16 protein-coding genes are annotated in these 18,323 nt (G+C 63.2%); 14 read left to right on the forward strand and 2 right to left on the reverse strand.

The genetic code is table 11. The annotated features are described in order from the left end of the window. Nucleotides 1-35 precede the first annotated feature (35 nt). Nucleotides 36-1,322, forward strand: coding sequence for an arsenic transporter (locus DNK59_RS08540; protein ID WP_110722930.1), 1,287 nt, complete (start codon nt 36-38; stop codon nt 1,320-1,322). A gap of 90 nt (nt 1,323-1,412) precedes the next feature. Here DNK59_RS08540 and DNK59_RS08545 read toward each other — a convergent pair whose 3' ends face one another. Then, on the reverse strand, nt 1,413-2,384 hold the full coding sequence (locus tag DNK59_RS08545; RefSeq protein ID WP_177431218.1) for a DUF1853 family protein: 972 nt from the start codon (nt 2,382-2,384) through the stop codon (nt 1,413-1,415). 162 nt (nt 2,385-2,546) lie between these two features. Between DNK59_RS08545 and DNK59_RS08550 the strand changes: the two genes are divergently transcribed. The 8 genes from DNK59_RS08550 (at nt 2,547) to pepN (ending at nt 11,040) form a co-directional block, all read left to right on the forward strand. Then, the gene (locus DNK59_RS08550) at nt 2,547-3,437 is read left to right on the forward strand and encodes an NAD(+) kinase (RefSeq protein WP_007920913.1); all 891 of its coding nucleotides are present in this window, start codon (nt 2,547-2,549) and stop codon (nt 3,435-3,437) included. Beyond that, entirely contained in the window at nt 3,434-4,408 is a 975-nt protein-coding gene (locus DNK59_RS08555; protein WP_177431222.1) for a metallophosphoesterase, read from the forward strand. Before DNK59_RS08550 ends, DNK59_RS08555 begins: the two co-directional genes overlap by 4 nt. A 74-nt stretch (nt 4,409-4,482) precedes the next feature. Further along, a complete protein-coding gene (locus tag DNK59_RS08560) occupies nt 4,483-5,796 on the forward strand; it encodes an AAA family ATPase (RefSeq protein ID WP_256596314.1) in 1,314 nt (437 codons plus the stop codon). Then, complete coding sequence (locus tag DNK59_RS08565) at nt 5,796-6,281, forward strand: hypothetical protein (protein ID WP_110722933.1); 486 nt, start codon at nt 5,796-5,798, stop codon at nt 6,279-6,281. Before DNK59_RS08560 ends, DNK59_RS08565 begins: the two co-directional genes overlap by 1 nt. Further along, the gene (locus DNK59_RS08570) at nt 6,281-7,204 is read left to right on the forward strand and encodes a lipopolysaccharide assembly protein LapB (RefSeq protein WP_110722934.1); all 924 of its coding nucleotides are present in this window, start codon (nt 6,281-6,283) and stop codon (nt 7,202-7,204) included. The genes DNK59_RS08565 and DNK59_RS08570 overlap by 1 nt, the downstream gene beginning before the upstream one ends. A 78-nt stretch (nt 7,205-7,282) precedes the next feature. After that, a complete protein-coding gene (locus DNK59_RS08575; RefSeq protein ID WP_110722935.1) occupies nt 7,283-7,543 on the forward strand; it encodes a YeaC family protein in 261 nt (86 codons plus the stop codon). Then, nucleotides 7,540-8,370 carry a DUF2797 domain-containing protein gene (locus DNK59_RS08580; protein WP_092314451.1) on the forward strand — a complete coding sequence of 277 codons (831 nt, stop codon included), beginning with the start codon at nt 7,540-7,542 and terminating at the stop codon, nt 8,368-8,370. Before DNK59_RS08575 ends, DNK59_RS08580 begins: the two co-directional genes overlap by 4 nt. 12 nt (nt 8,371-8,382) lie before the next feature. Beyond that, nucleotides 8,383-11,040, forward strand: coding sequence for an aminopeptidase N (pepN, locus tag DNK59_RS08585; RefSeq protein WP_110722936.1), 2,658 nt, complete (start codon nt 8,383-8,385; stop codon nt 11,038-11,040). Nucleotides 11,041-11,084: 44 nt separating this feature from the next. Here pepN and DNK59_RS08590 read toward each other — a convergent pair whose 3' ends face one another. Continuing rightward, nucleotides 11,085-12,743, reverse strand: a complete 1,659-nt coding sequence (locus tag DNK59_RS08590; RefSeq protein ID WP_110722937.1) for a SulP family inorganic anion transporter — start codon at nt 12,741-12,743, stop codon at nt 11,085-11,087. Between the two features lie 394 nt (nt 12,744-13,137). Between DNK59_RS08590 and DNK59_RS08595 the strand changes: the two genes are divergently transcribed. From DNK59_RS08595 to DNK59_RS08610, 5 genes are read left to right on the forward strand one after another with little or no spacing between them, the layout of a single operon-like run. Continuing rightward, nucleotides 13,138-14,187, forward strand: a complete 1,050-nt coding sequence (locus tag DNK59_RS08595) for a YCF48-related protein (protein ID WP_110722938.1) — start codon at nt 13,138-13,140, stop codon at nt 14,185-14,187. Between the two features lie 32 nt (nt 14,188-14,219). Beyond that, nucleotides 14,220-16,595 carry an RND family transporter gene (locus tag DNK59_RS08600; RefSeq protein ID WP_110722939.1) on the forward strand — a complete coding sequence of 792 codons (2,376 nt, stop codon included), beginning with the start codon at nt 14,220-14,222 and terminating at the stop codon, nt 16,593-16,595. A 47-nt stretch (nt 16,596-16,642) separates the two neighbouring features. After that, nucleotides 16,643-16,804 carry a hypothetical protein gene (locus DNK59_RS31790; protein ID WP_158288745.1) on the forward strand — a complete coding sequence of 54 codons (162 nt, stop codon included), beginning with the start codon at nt 16,643-16,645 and terminating at the stop codon, nt 16,802-16,804. Nucleotides 16,805-16,809: 5 nt separating this feature from the next. After that, nucleotides 16,810-17,103, forward strand: a complete 294-nt coding sequence (locus DNK59_RS08605; RefSeq protein WP_110722940.1) for a DUF5629 family protein — start codon at nt 16,810-16,812, stop codon at nt 17,101-17,103. Next, complete coding sequence (locus DNK59_RS08610; RefSeq protein ID WP_060839078.1) at nt 17,090-18,265, forward strand: lactonase family protein; 1,176 nt, start codon at nt 17,090-17,092, stop codon at nt 18,263-18,265. The genes DNK59_RS08605 and DNK59_RS08610 overlap by 14 nt, the downstream gene beginning before the upstream one ends. Nucleotides 18,266-18,323: the final 58 nt, after the last annotated feature.

Below are 18,323 nucleotides of genomic sequence, written 5' to 3' on the forward strand. Positions count from 1 at the left end.
TGCTGGTCAGCTTTTTTATTCAAGATTCCTTAATCATGTTGATTGCAGTATCGATCTTCCTGCTGACCATCACCCTGGTGATCTGGCAGCCCAAAGGCCTCGGCGTCGGCTGGAGCGCGGTGTTTGGCGCGCTCCTGGCGCTGCTGTGTGGCGTGGTGCAACTGGCCGACATCCCGGTGGTGTGGCAAATCATCTGGAACGCCACCGGCACCTTCGTCGCGCTGATCATCATCAGCCTGCTGCTGGACGAGGCCGGGTTCTTCGCCTGGGCCGCCTTGCACGTGGCGCGCTGGGGGCGCGGCAGGGGGCGACGCTTGTTCGCCTTCATGGTGTTGCTCGGCGCCCTGGTGTCGGCGCTGTTCGCCAACGACGGCGCGGCGCTGATCCTCACCCCCATCGTCATTTCCATGCTGCTGGCCTTGCGCTTTTCTGCCGCTACCACCCTGGCATTCGTCATGGGGGCGGGCTTCATCGCCGACACCGCGAGCCTGCCGCTGGTGGTGTCGAACCTGGTGAACATCGTCTCGGCGGACTTTTTCAAGATCGGCTTCAACCGCTATGCGGCCGTGATGCTGCCGGTCAACCTGGTGAGTGTTGCCGCGACCCTGGCGGTGCTGCTGTGGTTTTTCCGCCGGGATATCCCCGAGCAGTACGACCCGCGGCAGTTGGCCGAGCCGGCCAGTGCCATTCATGACCGGGCGACTTTCATGGCCGGCTGGTGGGTGTTGCTGATTCTGCTGCTGGGCTGCTTTGCCCTGGAGCCGCTGGGGATTCCCATCAGCGCCATTTCCGCGGTCTGCGCCACCTTGCTGCTGGTGATCGCGGCGCGTGGGCACAAGATCTCCACCCGCAAGGTGCTCAAGGAAGCGCCCTGGCAGATCGTGATTTTTTCCCTGGGCATGTACCTGGTGGTATACGGCTTGCGCAATGCCGGGCTGACCGGGCACCTGGCCGCCTGGCTCGATGCCTTTGCCGGCGGCGGAATCTGGGGCGCGGCCCTGGGCACCGGCTTGCTGACCGCCGGGTTGTCGTCGGTGATGAACAACCTGCCGACGGTGCTGATCGGCGCCTTGTCCATCGATGCCAGCCAAGCCACCGGGGTGGTCAAGGAGGCGATGATCTACGCCAACGTCATCGGCAGCGACCTGGGGCCGAAGATCACCCCCATCGGCAGCCTGGCGACCCTGCTCTGGCTGCATGTGCTGGAGCGCAAGGGCATTCATATTGGCTGGGGCTATTACTTCCGGGTCGGCGTCGTGCTCACCGTGCCGGTGCTGCTGGTGACCCTGGCGGCCCTGGCGTTGCGGCTTTCCCTGGTGTAGCGAAACCCCAGGGCGGGAGCCGGCTTGCCGGCGAAGAGGCCCGCGAGCCCAGCGTCGTTCGTGGAGACGCTTTCGCTGGCGAGCCAGCTCCTATGCAGGTTGGTCTTTGGGGGGCTGGGGGACGGGGAGGTTGGGCCACAGATCGGCCACCAGGAACAGGCGTTCGGCCTCTTCCCAGTCACCTTCCGGGGTTTCTTGCAGGCGGACCAGCAATTGCGCCGGGGCGTGGGGGGCGAGGGCGTCGAGCCATTGCGCCAGTTCCGCGGCCGTCCAGGCCTGTTCGGCCGGATAGTGAGCCGGGGCCAGCCAGGCGTGGCGGGGCAGGGGCTGCCAGCGCCCCGGGGCGCCCTGGGCCAGGTAGGCCGACCAGTCCCGTTGATGCAGCCAGCGCCCCCGCAAGTGCTGCGGATGGGCGCCTTCGGGCGGTTCGGCGTGGCCCGGCCAGGGATAGAGCAGGTAGCCGCCCAGCCACAGGTGGGCGCGAAACTGCTGGATATCCAGCGCCGCCAGGGCCTCGCGGCTTTCATCACGAGCGGAAATCGGCAGTTGGTGGGCGTCCAGGTGCGCCAGCTTGAGGTCCAGGCGATCGTGGCAGCCGGGCCCCAGCCATTGCGCACTGTCACTGCCGTTGCCCCGTTGCGGGCCCAGGTAGAGCTTGATCGCCAGTTCCAGGTGATGCACGCCTTCGCGGTCGCGCAGCAGCATGTCCAGTTCGCCCAGGGTCTGGCCGTCACGGCGGATCGGCAGGTTGGCCGCCAGCAGTTCGACGCCGGGGGCGTGCTGTACGGCAAACTGCCAGAGGCGTTCGTAGTACAGGCCCAGGCGCCGTGTCTGGCTGCGGTTGAGCCAGTGGCGCAGTGCGCTGGGGTCCAGGTCCAGGCGCTGCAACCAGTGCGCCAGCAATTGCGGCGCCTGCACCCAGTCGCTGCCGGACAGGGGGTGGCGCTGCGGCCAGGGCGTGTGGCTGAGCATCGGCGGCGCGAGGATGACCCAGGCGAGGTCGCGGACTTCAGGTTGACGCAACTGGCGTGGAAGGCTGAGCAGATCCGGGAACAGGAGCATGCTGCGAGCATAGACGCAAACCCTGGCGCTTCGCGATAAATGCGTGCCACTCGGCGCTCGTGCTGCGGTTCCTAAGCCCGCGTGGCTGAAAGGATTTTGTCTAACGCCGGGTTTCGCCCATAATCCTCCGTTTCGCCCGTACCCGAACCTCGCAGGAGCCCCATGGAGCAATTTCGCAATATCGGCATTATCGGTCGCCTGGGCAGCTCCCAGGTGCTGGACACAGTTCGCCGACTGAAGAAGTTTCTGCTGGCGCGCCACCTGCACGTGATCCTTGAAGACACCATCGCCGAAGTGCTGCCGGGCCACGGCCTGCAAACCTCCTCGCGCAAGCTCCTGGGCGAGGTCTGCGACATGGTCATCGTAGTTGGCGGCGACGGCAGCCTGCTGGGCGCCGCCCGGGCCCTGGCGCGGCACAATATCCCGGTGCTGGGGATCAACCGCGGCAGCCTGGGCTTTCTCACCGACATTCGCCCCGATGAGCTGGAGGTCAAGGTCGCCGAAGTGCTGGACGGCCATTACCTGGTGGAAAACCGCTTCCTGCTGCAGGCCGAGGTCCGCCGTCACGCCGAGGCCATCGGCCAGGGCGACGCGCTGAACGACGTGGTGCTGCATCCGGGCAAGTCGACGCGGATGATCGAGTTCGAGATCTACATCGACGGCCAGTTCGTCTGCAGCCAGAAGGCCGACGGCCTGATCGTCGCCACGCCCACCGGCTCCACGGCCTATGCGCTGTCCGCTGGCGGGCCGATCATGCATCCCAAGCTGGATGCCATTGTGATCGTGCCGATGTACCCCCATACCTTGTCTGGAAGACCGATTGTGGTCGATGGCAACAGTGAGCTGAAAATCGTCGTGTCCAAAGATATGCAGATCTATCCGCAAGTCTCCTGTGACGGGCAGAACCATTTCACCTGCGCGCCGGGGGATACCATCACGGTCAGCAAGAAGGCGCAGAAACTGCGCCTGATCCACCCGCTGGACCACAATTACTACGAGGTCTGCCGGACCAAGCTTGGCTGGGGCAGCCGACTGGGCGGTGGAGGCGACTGATGCTCGATCCCGCGCGTAGCTACGACCTGATCGGTGACGTGCACGGTTGCGCCCTGACCCTGGAGCACTTGCTGGATCGGCTCGGGTATCACAAGCAGGGCGGCGTCTGGCGGCATCCGTCGCGCATGGCGGTGTTCCTCGGAGACATCATCGACCGCGGCCCGCGAATCCGTGAGTCCCTGCATATTGTCCACGACATGGTCGAGGCCGGTCAGGCGCTGTGCATCATGGGCAACCATGAGTTCAACGCCCTGGGCTGGAGCACCCCGGCGGCGGCCGGCAGTGGCAAGCAGTTCGTGCGCGAGCACACGCCGCGCCATGCCCGGCTGATCCACGAAACCCTGACCCAGTTCGAGCACCACCCGGGCGACTGGCACGACTTCCTCCAGTGGTTCTATGAACTGCCGCTGTTCGTCGACGCCGGGCGTTTTCGCGTGGTGCACGCCTGCTGGGATGCCGGCCTGATCGCCCCGCTGCGCCAGCAATACCCCAACGGCTGCATCGACCGCGAGTTCCTCCAGGCCTCGGCGCTGCCCGACAGTTTTGCCAGCACCGCCTTCGATCGCCTGCTGCGCGGCACCGACATGCGCCTGCCCCATGGCCTGACCATGACCAGCGGTGACGGCCTGACCCGCTCGTTCTTCCGTACCAAGTTCTGGGAAGACAACCCGCAGACCTACGGCGACATCGTCTTTCAGCCCGATGCCTTGCCCGATCCGGTGGCGCGCACGCCGTTGTCCCCGGCCGAAAAAAATAGCCTGCTGCGCTACGGCGCCGAGGAGCCGATGCTGTTCGTCGGCCACTACTGGCGCAGCGGCAAGCCGGCGCCAATCCGGCCCAACCTGGCGTGCCTGGATTACAGCGCCGTGCTCTACGGCAAGCTTGCCGCCTATCGCCTGGACCAGGAAACCCGCCTGGATCCGAATAAGTTTGTCTGGGTCGACGTTGAGCGGCCGGAAGTACTGAAATAAGCCTATTTGCAGCGCCTACGCGATTTTGAGGTAAGACCATGGATGATTCGACGTTCGACCAGCTGGAGGCCGCATTGCAGGCGGCTCCCGGCAATATTGCACTGCTGACGATGCTGCTTGGCGCCAGCCTTGAACGTGGTGAACATGAACGCGGCCTGAAGCTTCTACCTGCCGACCTCGAGCAGTGGAATGATGCCCCGGCGCTGAAGTTGGTAGCTGCCAGGCTGTGCCTCGCCGCGGGTGACGCGTCACGCGCCTTGCAGTTGGCTGAAGGTACAGAGCCCGCCGCGCGGATGCTTAAGGCCCAGGCCCTGGCTGCACTGGAACGCCTGAAAGAAGCGCAGGTGGAATACCGTGCAGCCGTCGAGGCCAACCCCGCCTTGGAAGACATGGCGCTGTGGCGCCGCTTGACGGTTTCGGTGGTTGATTTCCCGAGCACTGAAGGCCGCCCGCGGCTTCGGGTCATCTCCAACGACAACACCGATCAGAGTGAAGTGGTACGGCTGCTGGTTCCGGAAAAGGAATCCCTGACCTTCGACGATATCGGTGGGTTGGATGAGCTGAAAAAGACCATTCATAAAAAGATCATTCTGCCGTATCAGAAACCCGGCCTGTTCCAGCGCTTTCGCAAGAAAGTCGGCGGCGGGGTCTTGCTCTACGGTCCACCCGGTTGCGGCAAGACCCTGCTTGCCCGCGCTACGGCCGGGGAGTGCAAAGCAACGTTTTTCAATGTGGCCATTTCTGACGTGCTGGACATGTATATCGGCGAGTCCGAGCGCAAGTTGCACGCATTGTTCGAGCAAGCGCGGGCCCAGGCGCCGGCAGTGATGTTTTTCGACGAAGTCGAGGCATTGGGTGGCAAGCGCTCCAACACTCGTGAGGCGACCTCGTCCAAGTTGGTCAGCCAGTTCCTGTCCGAGATGGATGGGTTCAACAATGACAACCATGGCGTGCTGATTCTCGCCGCCACCAACGTGCCGTGGTCGGTAGATTCGGCTTTCCGACGTCCCGGTCGCTTTGACCGGGTACTGTTCGTACCACCGCCTGACCGTCCGGCGAGGGAAAGCATGCTCAAGATGATGATGAAGGATCGGCCGATGACCGAGGATATCGACTTCGCTTTCCTGGCCAAGAGCACCTCGGGTTTCTCTGGCGCCGATCTCGGTGAGTTGGTGGAAAGCGCCGCCGATGAGGCGATCGAAGAGTCGATCAGCAGCGGTGCCGAGCAGTTGATCTGCGACCGGCATTTCAAGCAGGCGCTCAAGGAGGTACGGGCCACTACCCTGGAGTGGCTGACCACCGCGCGTAACTACGCGCGCTATGCCAACGAGGGCAATCAATACGACGAGGTGCTGGCATTCCTCGACAAGCACGGGAAGGGACGCTGATGGCGCAGTACGGTGGATATCGCATCGAGGACGAACCGCGTCCCGGTGCACTGGCCAAATGGGCGGTTTCGCCGCTTTGGCCTCTGCTGGGGCTGATGCTTGGCGGCGCCTGGCTTGGCTTGCCGTGGTTTGTCTTCAACTCCGTCGCCGTTGGCAGTCCCACACGGGTGCGTGAATGGGTGTTGGCAGCAGTGGCACTGGCCGGCAGCCTGGTGATAGGCCTCGTACTGTTGCAACTGGTGGGGGCGGGCTATATCGAGACCCAGGCGCAGATCCAGTACGCCTTGCTGGTGCTGGTGGTATGGAAGCTGAGCCTCGGTTATCTGTTGTACATCCAGCAGAACGCAACCATCGAGATCTATCAGTACTACGGTGGTGTACTGAACCGCTTCGGTTTGCCCTTGGCGTTGATCGGCGGGTTTGTGCTCAAGGGCATGGTTGTCAAGTTGTTGCCCTACACCCTCTGGTTCCTGGTGGTGAGCTGATGAATACCGATTACCTGTTGCAGCTGGCTTATCAGCGTCTGCAAGCTGGCCATAATGACGGCGCGATCGATGCATTGCGGCAACTGCTCGCCAGCGATCCGCAGTCGGCCGAGGCCCATGCGCTTCTGGGCATCTGCCTGATGAATATGCGCCGCATACATGCCGCCAGGCACGAAGTGCAACTGGCCCTGGCCGCTGACGCACATTTGCCCCTGGCCCACTACGCTGCTGCGCAGGTGGCCATTGCCTCGCGCAAGTTCAAGCTGGCTCAAGAACACTTGAACCAGCTGTTGGACATGGAGCCGCTGAACCCGATCTACCACCGCTGCCTGGCCGAGTTGTATCAGTTGACCGGCCGTTTGCAGCAGAGTCGGCAGCCCCTGGAGAAAGCTCTGGAACTGGCCCCGGACGACGCCGCGAACCTGACCGCCCTGGCGCAGTTCTATCGGGCCAGCAACGATTGGAACAAGGCTCAGCAGTTCGCCCGCCAGGCCTTGCAGGCCGACCCCGGAAACGCGGGCGCGGTGGTGGTGCTCGGACATCTGCTGCTGCGCGAGGGTGATGTGCATGGCGCTCGGGAGCACGCGATCTGGGCGTTGCAGGAAAATGCCAGTGATGTGGCGGCCTTGCATCTGCTGACGGCGGTAAAGGCTCGTCGCAGTGTTTTTCTCGGCGCCTGGTGGCGTTTCAACAACTGGATGAGCGAGCGCAGTACCACGGGTGCCATTGTCCTGTTGCTGTTTATGTTTGTGATCTACCGGGTGCTGGTCATCACGCTCGCGGCCCAGGGTTACCCGCAGGCGGCCGAGATGATTGACTGGGTGTGGCTGGCTTTCGCCGCCTACACCTTTGCCGCACCGCAGATATTTCGGCGGCTGCTGGAAAAGGAACTGGTGCAGGTCAAGTTATCCAAGGAATTCTGACTGCTTGGCGTTACGCCAGGTCGTGAGTTTTAAATAGTGCATGCGCTGAACCAGCGGCATTTATCAGAGGTTGTTCATATGTCGTCTTTTGCTCAAATGATCGAAAACATCACCCCCGAGATCTACCAGAGCCTGAAGCTGGCGGTAGAGATCGGCAAATGGGCCGATGGTCGCAAGCTCACCGCCGAACAGCGTGAACTGTCCCTGCAGGCGATGATCGCCTGGGAGATGCAGAACCTGCCCGAGGACCAGCGCACCGGCTACATGGGCCCGCAGGAATGCGCCTCGAAGTCGGCGCCGGTGCCGAACATCCTGTTCAAGTCGGATGCCATCCATTGATCGAGATTGGCCGCGGTTCCATCAGCAAAATGTCGGCCCGCCTGGATGGGCCGAACGTTCAGTACGCCTTTCGCCTGGGCGACAGTGAGGTACCGGTCAACCCGTTGATCGGCAAGACGCTGCGCCTGGAATACCTGGGAGCGATCCACTGCACCCATTGCGGGCGCAAGACCAAGACCAGCTTCAGCCAGGGCTATTGCTACCCCTGCATGACCAAGCTGGCCCAGTGCGATGTTTGCATCATGAGCCCCGAACGCTGCCACTATGACGCCGGCACCTGCCGCGAGCCGTCCTGGGGCGAGCAGTTCTGCATGACCGATCACGTGGTCTACCTGGCCAACTCCTCGGGGATCAAGGTCGGTATCACCCGCGCCACCCAGTTGCCGACCCGCTGGCTCGACCAGGGCGCCAGCCAGGCGCTGCCGATCATGCGCGTGGCGACCCGCCAGCAGTCGGGCTTCGTCGAGGACCTGTTCCGCTCCCAGGTGGCCGACAAGACCAACTGGCGCGCCTTGCTCAAGGGCGATGCCGAGGCCGTGGACCTGGTGGCGGTGCGCGAGCAGTTGTTCGAGTCCTGCGCCGAGGGCCTGCTGGGCCTGCAACAGCGTTTCGGCCTGCAGGCGATCCAGCCGGTGAGTGACATCGAACCCCTGGAGATCCGTTACCCGGTCGAGCAGTACCCGACCAAGATCGTCAGTTTCAACCTGGACAAGAATCCGATCGCCGAAGGCACGCTGCTGGGCATCAAGGGCCAGTACCTGATCTTTGATACCGGCGTGATCAACATTCGCAAATACACGGCCTATCAGCTCGCCGTGCATCAGTAGAAGGAATTCGCCATGCGCACCGAACAACCGAAGATGATCTACCTGAAGGACTATCAGGCCCCCGAGTACCTGATCGACGAAACCCACCTGACCTTCGAGTTGTTCGAGGACCACAGCCTGGTCCATGCGCAGCTGGTGATGCGTCGCAACCCCGCGCGCGGCGCCGGCCTGCCACCGTTGGTGCTGGATGGCCAGCAGCTGGAGCTGCTGTCGGTGAGCCTGTCCGATCAACTGCTGGGCGCCAGCGACTACCAGCTCGATGACAGCCACCTGACCCTGCACCCGACCAGCGCCAGCTTCACCGTGGATACCAGCGTGAAGATCCACCCGGAGAGCAACACCGCCCTGGAAGGCCTGTACAAGTCCGGCGGCATGTTCTGCACCCAGTGCGAGGCCGAGGGCTTTCGCAAGATCACCTATTACCTCGATCGTCCGGATGTGATGAGCAAGTTCACCACCACCGTGGTGGCCGAGCAGCATAGCTACCCGGTATTGCTCTCCAACGGCAACCCGATCGCCAGCGGCCCCGGTGAAGACGGCCGGCACTGGGCGACCTGGGAAGACCCGTTCATGAAGCCGGCCTACCTGTTCGCCCTGGTGGCCGGTGACCTGTGGTGCGTGGAAGACAGCTTCCGCACCCAGAGCGGGCGCGACGTGGCGCTGCGCATCTATGTCGAGCCGGAAAACATCGACAAGTGCCAGCACGCGATGAACAGCCTGAAGAAGTCCATGCGCTGGGACGAAGAAACCTACGGCCGTGAGTACGACCTGGACATCTTCATGATCGTCGCGGTCAACGACTTCAACATGGGCGCCATGGAAAACAAGGGCCTGAACATCTTCAACTCCAGCGCCGTGCTGGCCCGTGCCGAAACCGCCACCGATGCCGCGCACCAGCGGGTCGAGGCGATCGTTGCCCACGAATACTTCCACAACTGGTCGGGCAACCGGGTGACCTGCCGCGATTGGTTCCAACTGTCGCTCAAGGAAGGCTTCACGGTATTCCGCGATGCCGGTTTCTCCGCCGACATGAACTCGCGCACCGTCAAGCGCATCCAGGATGTGGTCTACCTGCGCACTCACCAGTTCGCTGAAGATGCCGGCCCCATGGCCCATGCCGTGCGCCCGGAAAGCTTTATCGAGATTTCCAACTTCTACACCCTGACCGTGTACGAAAAGGGCTCGGAAGTGGTGGGCATGATCCACACCTTGCTCGGCGCCGAAGGCTTCCGTAAGGGCAGTGACCTGTACTTCGAACGCCATGACGGCCAGGCCGTGACCTGCGACGACTTCGTCAAGGCCATGGAGGATGCCAACGGCGTCGACCTGAGCCAGTTCAAGCGCTGGTACAGCCAGGCCGGTACGCCACGGCTGGCGGTCAGCGAGTCCTACGACGCCGCCGCCAAGACCTACAGCCTGACCTTCCGCCAGAGCTGCCCGCAAACCCCGGACAAGGTGGAGAAACTGCCGTTCGTGATCCCGGTGGAGCTGGGCCTGCTGGACTCCAAGGGCGCGGGCATTGCCCTGCGCCTGTCCGGTGAAAGCGCGGCCCAGGGCACCTCCCGGGTGATTTCGGTGACCGAGGCCGAGCAGACCTTCACCTTTGTCGATATCGCCGAACAGCCGCTGCCATCGCTGCTGCGGGGCTTCTCGGCGCCGGTGAAGCTGAGCTTCCCCTACAACCGCGACCAGCTGATGTTCCTCATGCAGCACGACAGCGACGGTTTCAACCGTTGGGATGCTGGCCAGCAGTTGGCCGTGCAAGTGTTGCAGGAGCTTATCGCCCAGCATCAGCAGGGCCAGGCGCTGGTGATGGACGAACGGCTAGTGACCGCCTTGGGTACTGTGCTGGCGGACGACAGCCTGGACCAGGCCATGGTCGCGGAAATGCTGTCCCTGCCGGGCGAGGCCTATCTGACTGAAATCAGCGAAGTGGCGGATGTCGAGGCGATCCACGCGGCTCGCGAGTTTGCTCGCCAGCAACTGGCCGAGCGCCTGTTCGACGGGCTGTGGACGCGTTATCAGGCCAACCGCGAGGTGTCCAAGGTCACCGCCTACGTGGCCGAGTCCGAGCATTTCGCCCGCCGCGCGCTGCAGAACATTGCCCTGTCGTACCTGATGCTCACCCACAAGCCCGAAGTGCTGGCGGCGGCCATCGAACAGTTCGACAGCGCCGACAACATGACCGAACGCCTGACCGCCCTGGCGGTGCTGGTCAACTCGCCGTTCGAGGCCGAGAAGGCCAAGGCCCTGGCGGTGTTCGCCGAGAACTTCAAGGACAACGCCCTGGTCATGGACCAGTGGTTCAGCGTGCAGGCCGGCAGCCCGTTGCCGGGCGGCCTGGAGCGGGTCAAGGCGCTGATGCAGCACCCGGCGTTCAATATCAAGAACCCGAACAAGGTGCGTGCCTTGGTGGGGGCCTTTGCCGGACAGAACCTGATCAACTTCCACGCCGCCGACGGTTCGGGTTATCGCTTCCTGGCGGATCTGGTGATCCAGCTCAACGGCTTCAACCCGCAGATTGCCTCGCGGCAACTGGCGCCGCTGACCCGATGGCGCAAATACGACAGCGCCCGCCAGGCGCTGATGAAAGGCGAGCTGGAGCGCATCCGCGCCTCTGGCGAACTGTCCAGCGACGTGTACGAAGTGGTCAGCAAAAGCCTTGCCTGAGGCTTCCAGCGCCCTTGACGTCGTTTTCGCTGGCAAGCCAGCTCCTACGAAAGTGGAGGCGCGGTGGCGGGGGCTGTGTTTTGCAGCGCTTCGCTCAAGTCTCTGTGGTAATTCTGCATGCCGATGGCGTGCAGAATGCCGACTCGCTCCAGCTTGGCGTGCACCTTGAGGTTGGCTTCGCACAACTTCACCACTATCCCGCGTTTGTGCAGTTGGCCGACCACTTCCTCAAGGGTCTGCAGCCCGGTGATGTCCATGAACGGCACATGCCTGAGGCGGATGATCAGCAACTGTGGATCGCTGTGGGTCTGGGCCAACGCCCGTTCGAAGGTTTCCGCCGCGCCAAAGAACAGGGGGCCTTCGATGGTGTAGATCAGCACCCCCGGCGGCAGGGGGCCGCGGCCTTTGCCGCGCAGTTCGTTTTCCAGGTCTTCACCCACCACCTGCTGCACCTCCACCGAGGAGGCCATGCGCCGCAGGAAATGCAGCATCGCCAGGATCACCCCGATATTCACCGCGATCACCAGGTCGCTGAACACCGTGAGCACAAAGGTGCACAGCAGGATCGCCACGTCCGCCCGCGGCGCGCGCTGCAGCATGCGCTTGAAGTGGTGCAGTTCGCTCATGTTGTAGGCCACCACGAACAGGATCGCGGCCAGGGCGCACAGCGGGATATTGGCCGCCAACGGGGCGAGAAACAGGATGATCAGCATCAGCACCGCGGCATGCACGATGCCGGCCAGGGGGCTGGTGGCCCCGTTGCGGATGTTGGTGGCGGTGCGGGCGATGGCGCCGGTGGCGGCAAAGCCGCCAAACAGCGGCGTGGCCAGGTTGGCAATGCCCTGGCCGATCAGTTCCTGGTTGGAATCGTGGCGGGTGCCAGCCATGCCGTCGGCCACCACCGCCGACAGCAGCGACTCGATGGCCCCGAGCATGGCGATGGCGAAGGCCGGGCCAATCAGGTCCAGTATCCGTGGCAGGCTGATCTGTGGCAGTTGCAGGCTTGGCAAGCCCTGGGGAATGCCGCCAAAGGCGCTGCCGATGGTGGCCACGCCGTCGAACTGGAACAGCGACTGCAGGGCGGTGGCCAGGGTCATGGCTACCAGCGGCGCGGGCAGGCGCTTGAGCCAGGGGATCTTCGGTAACCACAGCAACAGTCCAAGGCTGAGCAGGGCCAGCAGGGTGGTGGCCGGGTGCAGCCCGGGCAGGGACTGCAACAGGTGCCAGAGCTTTTGGTGAAAATGCTCGCCCTGGGCCGCGGGCAAGCCGAAGAAGTCCTTCCACTGGCTGACCCAGATGATCACCCCGATGCCGGCGGTGAACCCGAGAATCACCGGGTCGGGGATGAATTTGATCAGGGCGCCGAGGCGGCTGATGCCCAGCAGGAACAGAATGACGCCGGCCATCATGGTCGCCAGTTGCAGGCCGTCGACCCCGTACTGGGCGGTGACCCCGGCGAGAATCACGATAAAGGCCCCGGTGGGCCCGGCGATCTGCAAGCGGCTGCCACCGAACAGCGACACCAGCAGGCCGCCGACGATGGCGGTGTAGATCCCCTGTTCGGGCTTGACCCCGGAGGCGATGGCGAAGGCCATGGCCAGGGGCAGGGCGACCACGCCGACAATCACCCCGGACAGCAGATTGCGGGCCCAGTGGGCGCGCCCCAGCAGCCCGGCTTTCCAGGCCTCGCGTATGGCAATCATGCGGCACTCCTCAAGCTCGTCGGGTTGGCGTCCCATGCCGCTCATCATAGTCAAGGGTGGGGGCCGGGGATGCATGCGCTGGATCAGTCTTTGCTCGCGTGACGGCAGGCCAAGGACACAAATCGCTGGACGCACTGGAGGGGGGCGTCCACCTGTATCGATCAGCCCAGCGAATGCCCGAGTATTCAGGCGCCTGACCAGGCGCGCCGATTAACAAAAGATAACGTGGCGTTGATTGTCAGACCTTTCCAAAGCCCGATAGGATAGCCCGCAGCCAAAGGGGCTCTAGATTGCAGGTTTCAGGACGATCGTCATGGTCGATCCAGGCCAGGCAAACCCCGCAAGGCGCCCTGAGAGGTCAAGTGACCTGACAATAATAATGGGGGAATGGTCTATGAGTGAGCCTGTCATGGGCGTGGTTGTTGGCCGCCCGCCGGCGCTGCGCACGTTCGCATTGCTGGCTGCAGCGCTCTCGCTGTCGGGTGTCGTGACGCTGTCGACACCGGTCCTGGCCGCTGCCTCCGCAGCGGATACAGTCTTTTCCATCGAATCGCCCAAAGCGGCGAAAAGCCTGATGCTCGATGTGGTCCACGCCGGCAAGCGCCTGGTGGCAGTGGGCGATCGCGGGCACATTCTCTATTCCGACGATCAGGGGGCGTCCTGGGTTCAGGCCAAGGTGCCGACCCGGCAGTTGCTGACGGCGGTGTACTTCGTCGACGACCAGCATGGTTGGGCGGTGGGCCACGATGCCCAGGTCCTGGCCAGCACCGATGGCGGTGTCACCTGGACCCAGCAGTTCCAGGACCTCAAGCGTGAAGCGCCGTTGCTCGATGTCTGGTTCAAGGACACCCGCAACGGCTTTGCCGTCGGAGCCTACGGCGCCTTGCTGGAAACCACCGACGGCGGCCAGCACTGGGAGGACGCCAGCGACCGCCTGGACAACGAAGATCAGTACCACCTCAACGCCATCGCCGAGGTCAAGGACTCTGGCCTGTTCATCGTCGGCGAGCAGGGCAGCATGTTCCGCTCGGTCGATGGCGGGCAGACCTGGGAACGCCTCGAAGGCCCCTATGAAGGCTCGCTGTTCGGCGTGATCGGCACCGGCCAGCCGGCGACCCTGCTGGTCTATGGCCTGCGCGGCAATCTCTATCGTTCCACGGATTTCGGCGGCACCTGGGAGCAGGTGGAGTTGAAGGCTGCCCGTGGCGCCCTGGAGTTCGGTCTGTCGGGCGCCACCTTGCTGGACGACGGTTCGCTGGTGATCGTCGGCAACGGCGGCAGCGTGATCCGCAGCACCGACCACGGCCAGACGTTCAGCGTGTTCAACCGCCAGGACCGCATCTCGTTATCGGCGGTGACCGCTGCCGGCAATGGCAACCTGATCCTGGCCGGGCAGGGCGGGGTGCGGGTTTCTGCGGCAAGCGGCGCTGAACTCGGCCAGTAGGCCGGGCACATAACAAGAAGGTGGGGAATTTCATGAGCAGTCATCACCAGGACAAGGCGAACTTTCTCGAACGCCTGATTTTCAACAACCGCCCGGCAGTGATCTTTATCTGCCTCTTGGTCAGCGCTTTCCTGTTCTGGCAAGCGACCCTGATCCGCCCGTCCACCAGTTTCGAAAAGATGATCCCGCTCAAGCACCCGTTCATCGAGCGGATGATGGAGCACCGCAACGACCTGGCCAACCTGGGCAACACCGTGCGCATCTCGGTGGAAGCCCGCGACGGCGACATCTTCACCCAGGAGTACATGGAGACGCTGAGGCAGATCCACGACGAGGTGTTCTACATCTCCGGCGTCGATCGCTCCGGGCTCAAGTCGCTGTGGAGCCCCAGCGTGCGCTGGACCGAGGTGACCGAAGAGGGCTTTGCCGGTGGCGAGGTGATCCCCCAGAGCTACAACGGCTCGGCCGAGAGCCTCGACAAGTTGCGCAACAACGTCCTCAAGTCCGGCCAGGTCGGGCGTCTGGTGGCCAATGACTTCAAATCCAGCATCGTCGATATCCCGTTGCTGGAGTCCTACCCGGACCCGCAGGACCAGGGCAAGCTGCTGGCCCTGGACTATCAGAAGTTCTCCCACCAGCTGGAAGAAAAGATCCGCGACAAGTTCGAGGCGCAGAACCCCAATGTGAAGATCCACATTGTCGGCTTCGCCAAGAAGGTCGGCGATCTGATCGATGGCCTGATCATGGTGGTGATGTTCTTCGGCGTGGCCTTCATCATCACCCTGGTACTGCTGTACTGGTTCACCTGGTGCATCCGCAGCACCATCGCGGTGTTGATCACCACCCTGGTGGCGGTGGTCTGGCAACTGGGGTTGATGCACGCCTTCGGCTTTGGCCTGGACCCTTACTCGATGCTGGTGCCGTTCCTGATCTTCGCCATCGGCATTTCCCATGGGGTGCAGAAGATCAACGGCATCGCCTTGCAATCGAGCGATGCGGATAACGCCCTGACGGCGGCGCGGCGCACTTTTCGCCAGCTGTTCCTGCCGGGCATGATCGCCATCCTGGCCGACGCCGTGGGCTTCATCACCCTGCTGATCATCGACATCGGGGTGATCCGCGAGCTGGCCATCGGCGCCTCCATCGGTGTGGCGGTGATCGTGTTCACCAACCTGATCCTGCTGCCGGTGGCGATTTCCTACGTTGGCATCAGCAAGCGCGCCATCGAACGCAGCAAGAAGGACGCTTCTCGCGAGCATCCTTTCTGGCGCCTGCTGTCGAATTTCGCCAGCCCCAAAGTCGCGCCGATCTCGGTGGCCCTGGCCCTGGTGGCCTTCGGCGGCGGCCTCTGGTACAGCCAGAACCTGAAGATCGGCGACCTCGACCAGGGCGCCCCGGAGCTGCGTCCCGACTCGCGCTACAACAAGGACAACAACTTCATCATCAGCAACTATTCCACCAGCTCCGACGTGCTGGTGGTGATGGTCAAGACCGCGGCCGAAGGCTGCTCGCGCTACGAGGCCATGGCGCCCATCGATGAGCTGATGTGGAAGATGCAGAACACCGAGGGCGTGCAGTCGGCGATTTCCCTGGTGACCGTGTCCAAGCAGATGATCAAGGGCATGAACGAGGGCAACCTGAAATGGGAAACCCTGTCGCGCAACCCTGACGTGCTCAACAACTCCATTGCCCGGGCCGATGGCCTGTACAACAACAACTGCTCCCTGGCGCCGGTGCTGGTGTTCCTCAACGACCACAAGGCCGCGACCCTGGACCGCGCGGTGCATGCGGTGCAGGAATTCGCCAAGGAGCACAACCGGGACGGCCTGGAATTCATCCTCGCCGCCGGCAACGCCGGGATCGAGGCGGCCACCAACGAGGTGATCAAGCAGTCCGAGCTGACCATCCTGATCCTGGTGTACATCTGCGTGGCCGGCATGTGCATGATCACCTTCCGTTCCTGGGCAGCGACCCTGTGCATCGTCCTGCCGCTGGTGCTGACCTCGGTGCTGGGCAACGCGCTGATGGCCTTCATGGGCATCGGGGTCAAGGTGGCGACCTTGCCGGTGGTGGCGCTGGGGGTGGGCATCGGTGTCGACTACGGCATCTATATCTACAGTCGCCTGGAAAGCTTCCTGCGTGCCGGCCTGCCGTTGCAGGAGGCCTACTACCAGACCCTGCGCTCCACCGGCAAGGCGGTGCTGTTCACCGGCCTGTGCCTGGCCATCGGCGTGTGCACCTGGATCTTCTCGGCCATCAAGTTCCAGGCCGACATGGGCCTGATGCTGACCTTCATGCTGCTGTGGAACATGTTCGGCGCCCTGTGGCTGCTGCCGGCCCTGGCGCGGTTCCTGATCAAGCCGGAAAAGCTCGCCGGGCAGAAGGGCAACTCACTGTTCGCTCACTGATCCTGGCGCTTTGAACAGCAAGCCGCACCCTCGGGTGCGGCTTTTTCATGCCTGCCCAGGGCATCGACCGGCTGGCGCGGCAAAGCATTTTCAAGTCCCTGCGCCAGCGCTCCCTTGCAACACCGGCGGCAAGCGATGATTGCGCGCAATACGGGCCCGATCCTTGGGCGCCGATCAGCTATGATTGCGCCTTTCCAATTGATGATTGATCGCTATGACCGCTGCTACCGACACCTTGCTCACTGCCCTTGAAGCCTGCGACATGCTGGAAATCGACGGCCTGCACGCCTTCGACTTCACCCTCGACGAACAGCGCCTGCTGATCGAGTGCATGGATGGTCGCGCCGCCAAGCGCTGGAGCTTCACCCTGGCCCAGGTGCAGGCCGCGACTTTTGATCAGGCGCTGCAGAGCTGGACCCTGGTCGCTGATTCCGGCGAGCACCGCCTGGTGTGCATGAGTGCGTTCAGTGCCCGCGACGAAGAGGAGGATGAACATGAAGATGCGTAATTTCTGGCCGCTGCTGATGGCCGGCAGTGTTGGCGCCATGGCGGTCCAGGCGGCTCCCGCGGACAGCCAGGAGTTGCTCGTGGGCTCCTACACCCAGGGCCAGAGCCAGGGTCTGTATCGTCTGCATTTCAACGAACGCACCGGGCAGATCGATGCCAAGCCGCTGCAAGTGGTGAAGAGCTCCAACCCGTCCTGGCTGACCCTGTCCAAGGACCTGAAATTCGTCTTCGCGGTGAATGAAAACAGCCCGGGGCAGACTGACCCCATCGGCCGTGTCAGCAGCTACAGCCTGGCGCCCAAGACCCATCAACTGAGCCTGATCAACCAGGTGCAGAGCCAGGGCAACGAACCCACGCACTCCAGCCTGAGCGCTGACGGCAACTACCTGTTCGTCAGCAACTATTCGGTGGATGTGGACCCGGGCGGCAGCCTGGCGGTGGTGCCGGTCAGTGCCGATGGTCACCTGTCGCCGGTGGTGCAGCTCACCAGCCATCCGGCCAGCCGGGTCGACCCCGAGCGCCAGCAGTCGGCCCATGTGCATTCGTCGGTGTCATCCCCGGATGGCCGGTTTGTGTTCGCCAACGACCTGGGCGCGGACAGGATCTTCGTCTACCGCTATGACCCCAAGGCCAACCCGGAACATCCGCTGACACCCGCCGAACCGGCCTTTGTCCAACTGCCCCCGGGCAGCGGCCCGCGCCATCTGCTGTTCAGCGCCGACGGCAAGCGGGCCTACCTGACCCTGGAAATGAGCGCCCAGGTAGCAGTCTTCGACTATCAGGACGGCAAGCTGACCCAGCGTCAGCTGGTTGATCTGGCGGCCAGTGGCAACAAGGAGAAAAAGTCCGCGGCGGCCTTGCACGCGTCCAAGGACGGTCAGTACCTCTATGTCAGCAACCGCGGCACCGCCAACCAGTTGCTGGTGTTCGCCATCGACCAGAGCAATGGCCAGCTCAAGGAGATCCAGCGTCGCTCCGTGGAAGGCGATCACCCACGGGAGTTCAGCCTCGATCCGAGCAACCGCTACGTGTTGATCGGCAACCAGAAAAGCAACGAGATCGTGGTGATCGAGCGTGACGCCAAGACCGGTTTCCTCGGCAAGACCGTGCAGAAACTGCCGTTCGAAGCCCCCAGCGACATCAAGTTCCTGGTGCGTCAATAAGCCACAGGCCCCGTGTTTCGGGGCCTGACTGCTTCTATCAATGACGCTGATAATGGCT

This window comes from Pseudomonas sp. TKO26 (assembly GCF_003225665.1).
GTDB classification, from domain to species: domain Bacteria; phylum Pseudomonadota; class Gammaproteobacteria; order Pseudomonadales; family Pseudomonadaceae; genus Aquipseudomonas; species Aquipseudomonas saponiphila.

What these genes read in the sequence shown, in the direction of transcription:
- DNK59_RS08540 (WP_110722930.1), top strand. Translation starts at nt 36, where the DNA reads ATGTTGATTGCAGTATCGATCTTCCTGCTGACCATCACCCTGGTGATC.
- DNK59_RS08545 (WP_177431218.1), bottom strand. Translation starts at nt 2,384, where the DNA reads ATGCTCCTGTTCCCGGATCTGCTCAGCCTTCCACGCCAGTTGCGTCAA.
- DNK59_RS08550 (WP_007920913.1), top strand. Translation starts at nt 2,547, where the DNA reads ATGGAGCAATTTCGCAATATCGGCATTATCGGTCGCCTGGGCAGCTCC.
- DNK59_RS08565 (WP_110722933.1), top strand. Translation starts at nt 5,796, where the DNA reads ATGGCGCAGTACGGTGGATATCGCATCGAGGACGAACCGCGTCCCGGT.
- DNK59_RS08570 (WP_110722934.1), top strand. Translation starts at nt 6,281, where the DNA reads ATGAATACCGATTACCTGTTGCAGCTGGCTTATCAGCGTCTGCAAGCT.
- DNK59_RS08575 (WP_110722935.1), top strand. Translation starts at nt 7,283, where the DNA reads ATGTCGTCTTTTGCTCAAATGATCGAAAACATCACCCCCGAGATCTAC.
- pepN (WP_110722936.1), top strand. Translation starts at nt 8,383, where the DNA reads ATGCGCACCGAACAACCGAAGATGATCTACCTGAAGGACTATCAGGCC.
- DNK59_RS08590 (WP_110722937.1), bottom strand. Translation starts at nt 12,743, where the DNA reads ATGATTGCCATACGCGAGGCCTGGAAAGCCGGGCTGCTGGGGCGCGCC.
- DNK59_RS08595 (WP_110722938.1), top strand. Translation starts at nt 13,138, where the DNA reads ATGAGTGAGCCTGTCATGGGCGTGGTTGTTGGCCGCCCGCCGGCGCTG.
- DNK59_RS08600 (WP_110722939.1), top strand. Translation starts at nt 14,220, where the DNA reads ATGAGCAGTCATCACCAGGACAAGGCGAACTTTCTCGAACGCCTGATT.
- DNK59_RS31790 (WP_158288745.1), top strand. Translation starts at nt 16,643, where the DNA reads ATGCCTGCCCAGGGCATCGACCGGCTGGCGCGGCAAAGCATTTTCAAG.
- DNK59_RS08605 (WP_110722940.1), top strand. Translation starts at nt 16,810, where the DNA reads ATGACCGCTGCTACCGACACCTTGCTCACTGCCCTTGAAGCCTGCGAC.
- DNK59_RS08610 (WP_060839078.1), top strand. Translation starts at nt 17,090, where the DNA reads ATGAAGATGCGTAATTTCTGGCCGCTGCTGATGGCCGGCAGTGTTGGC.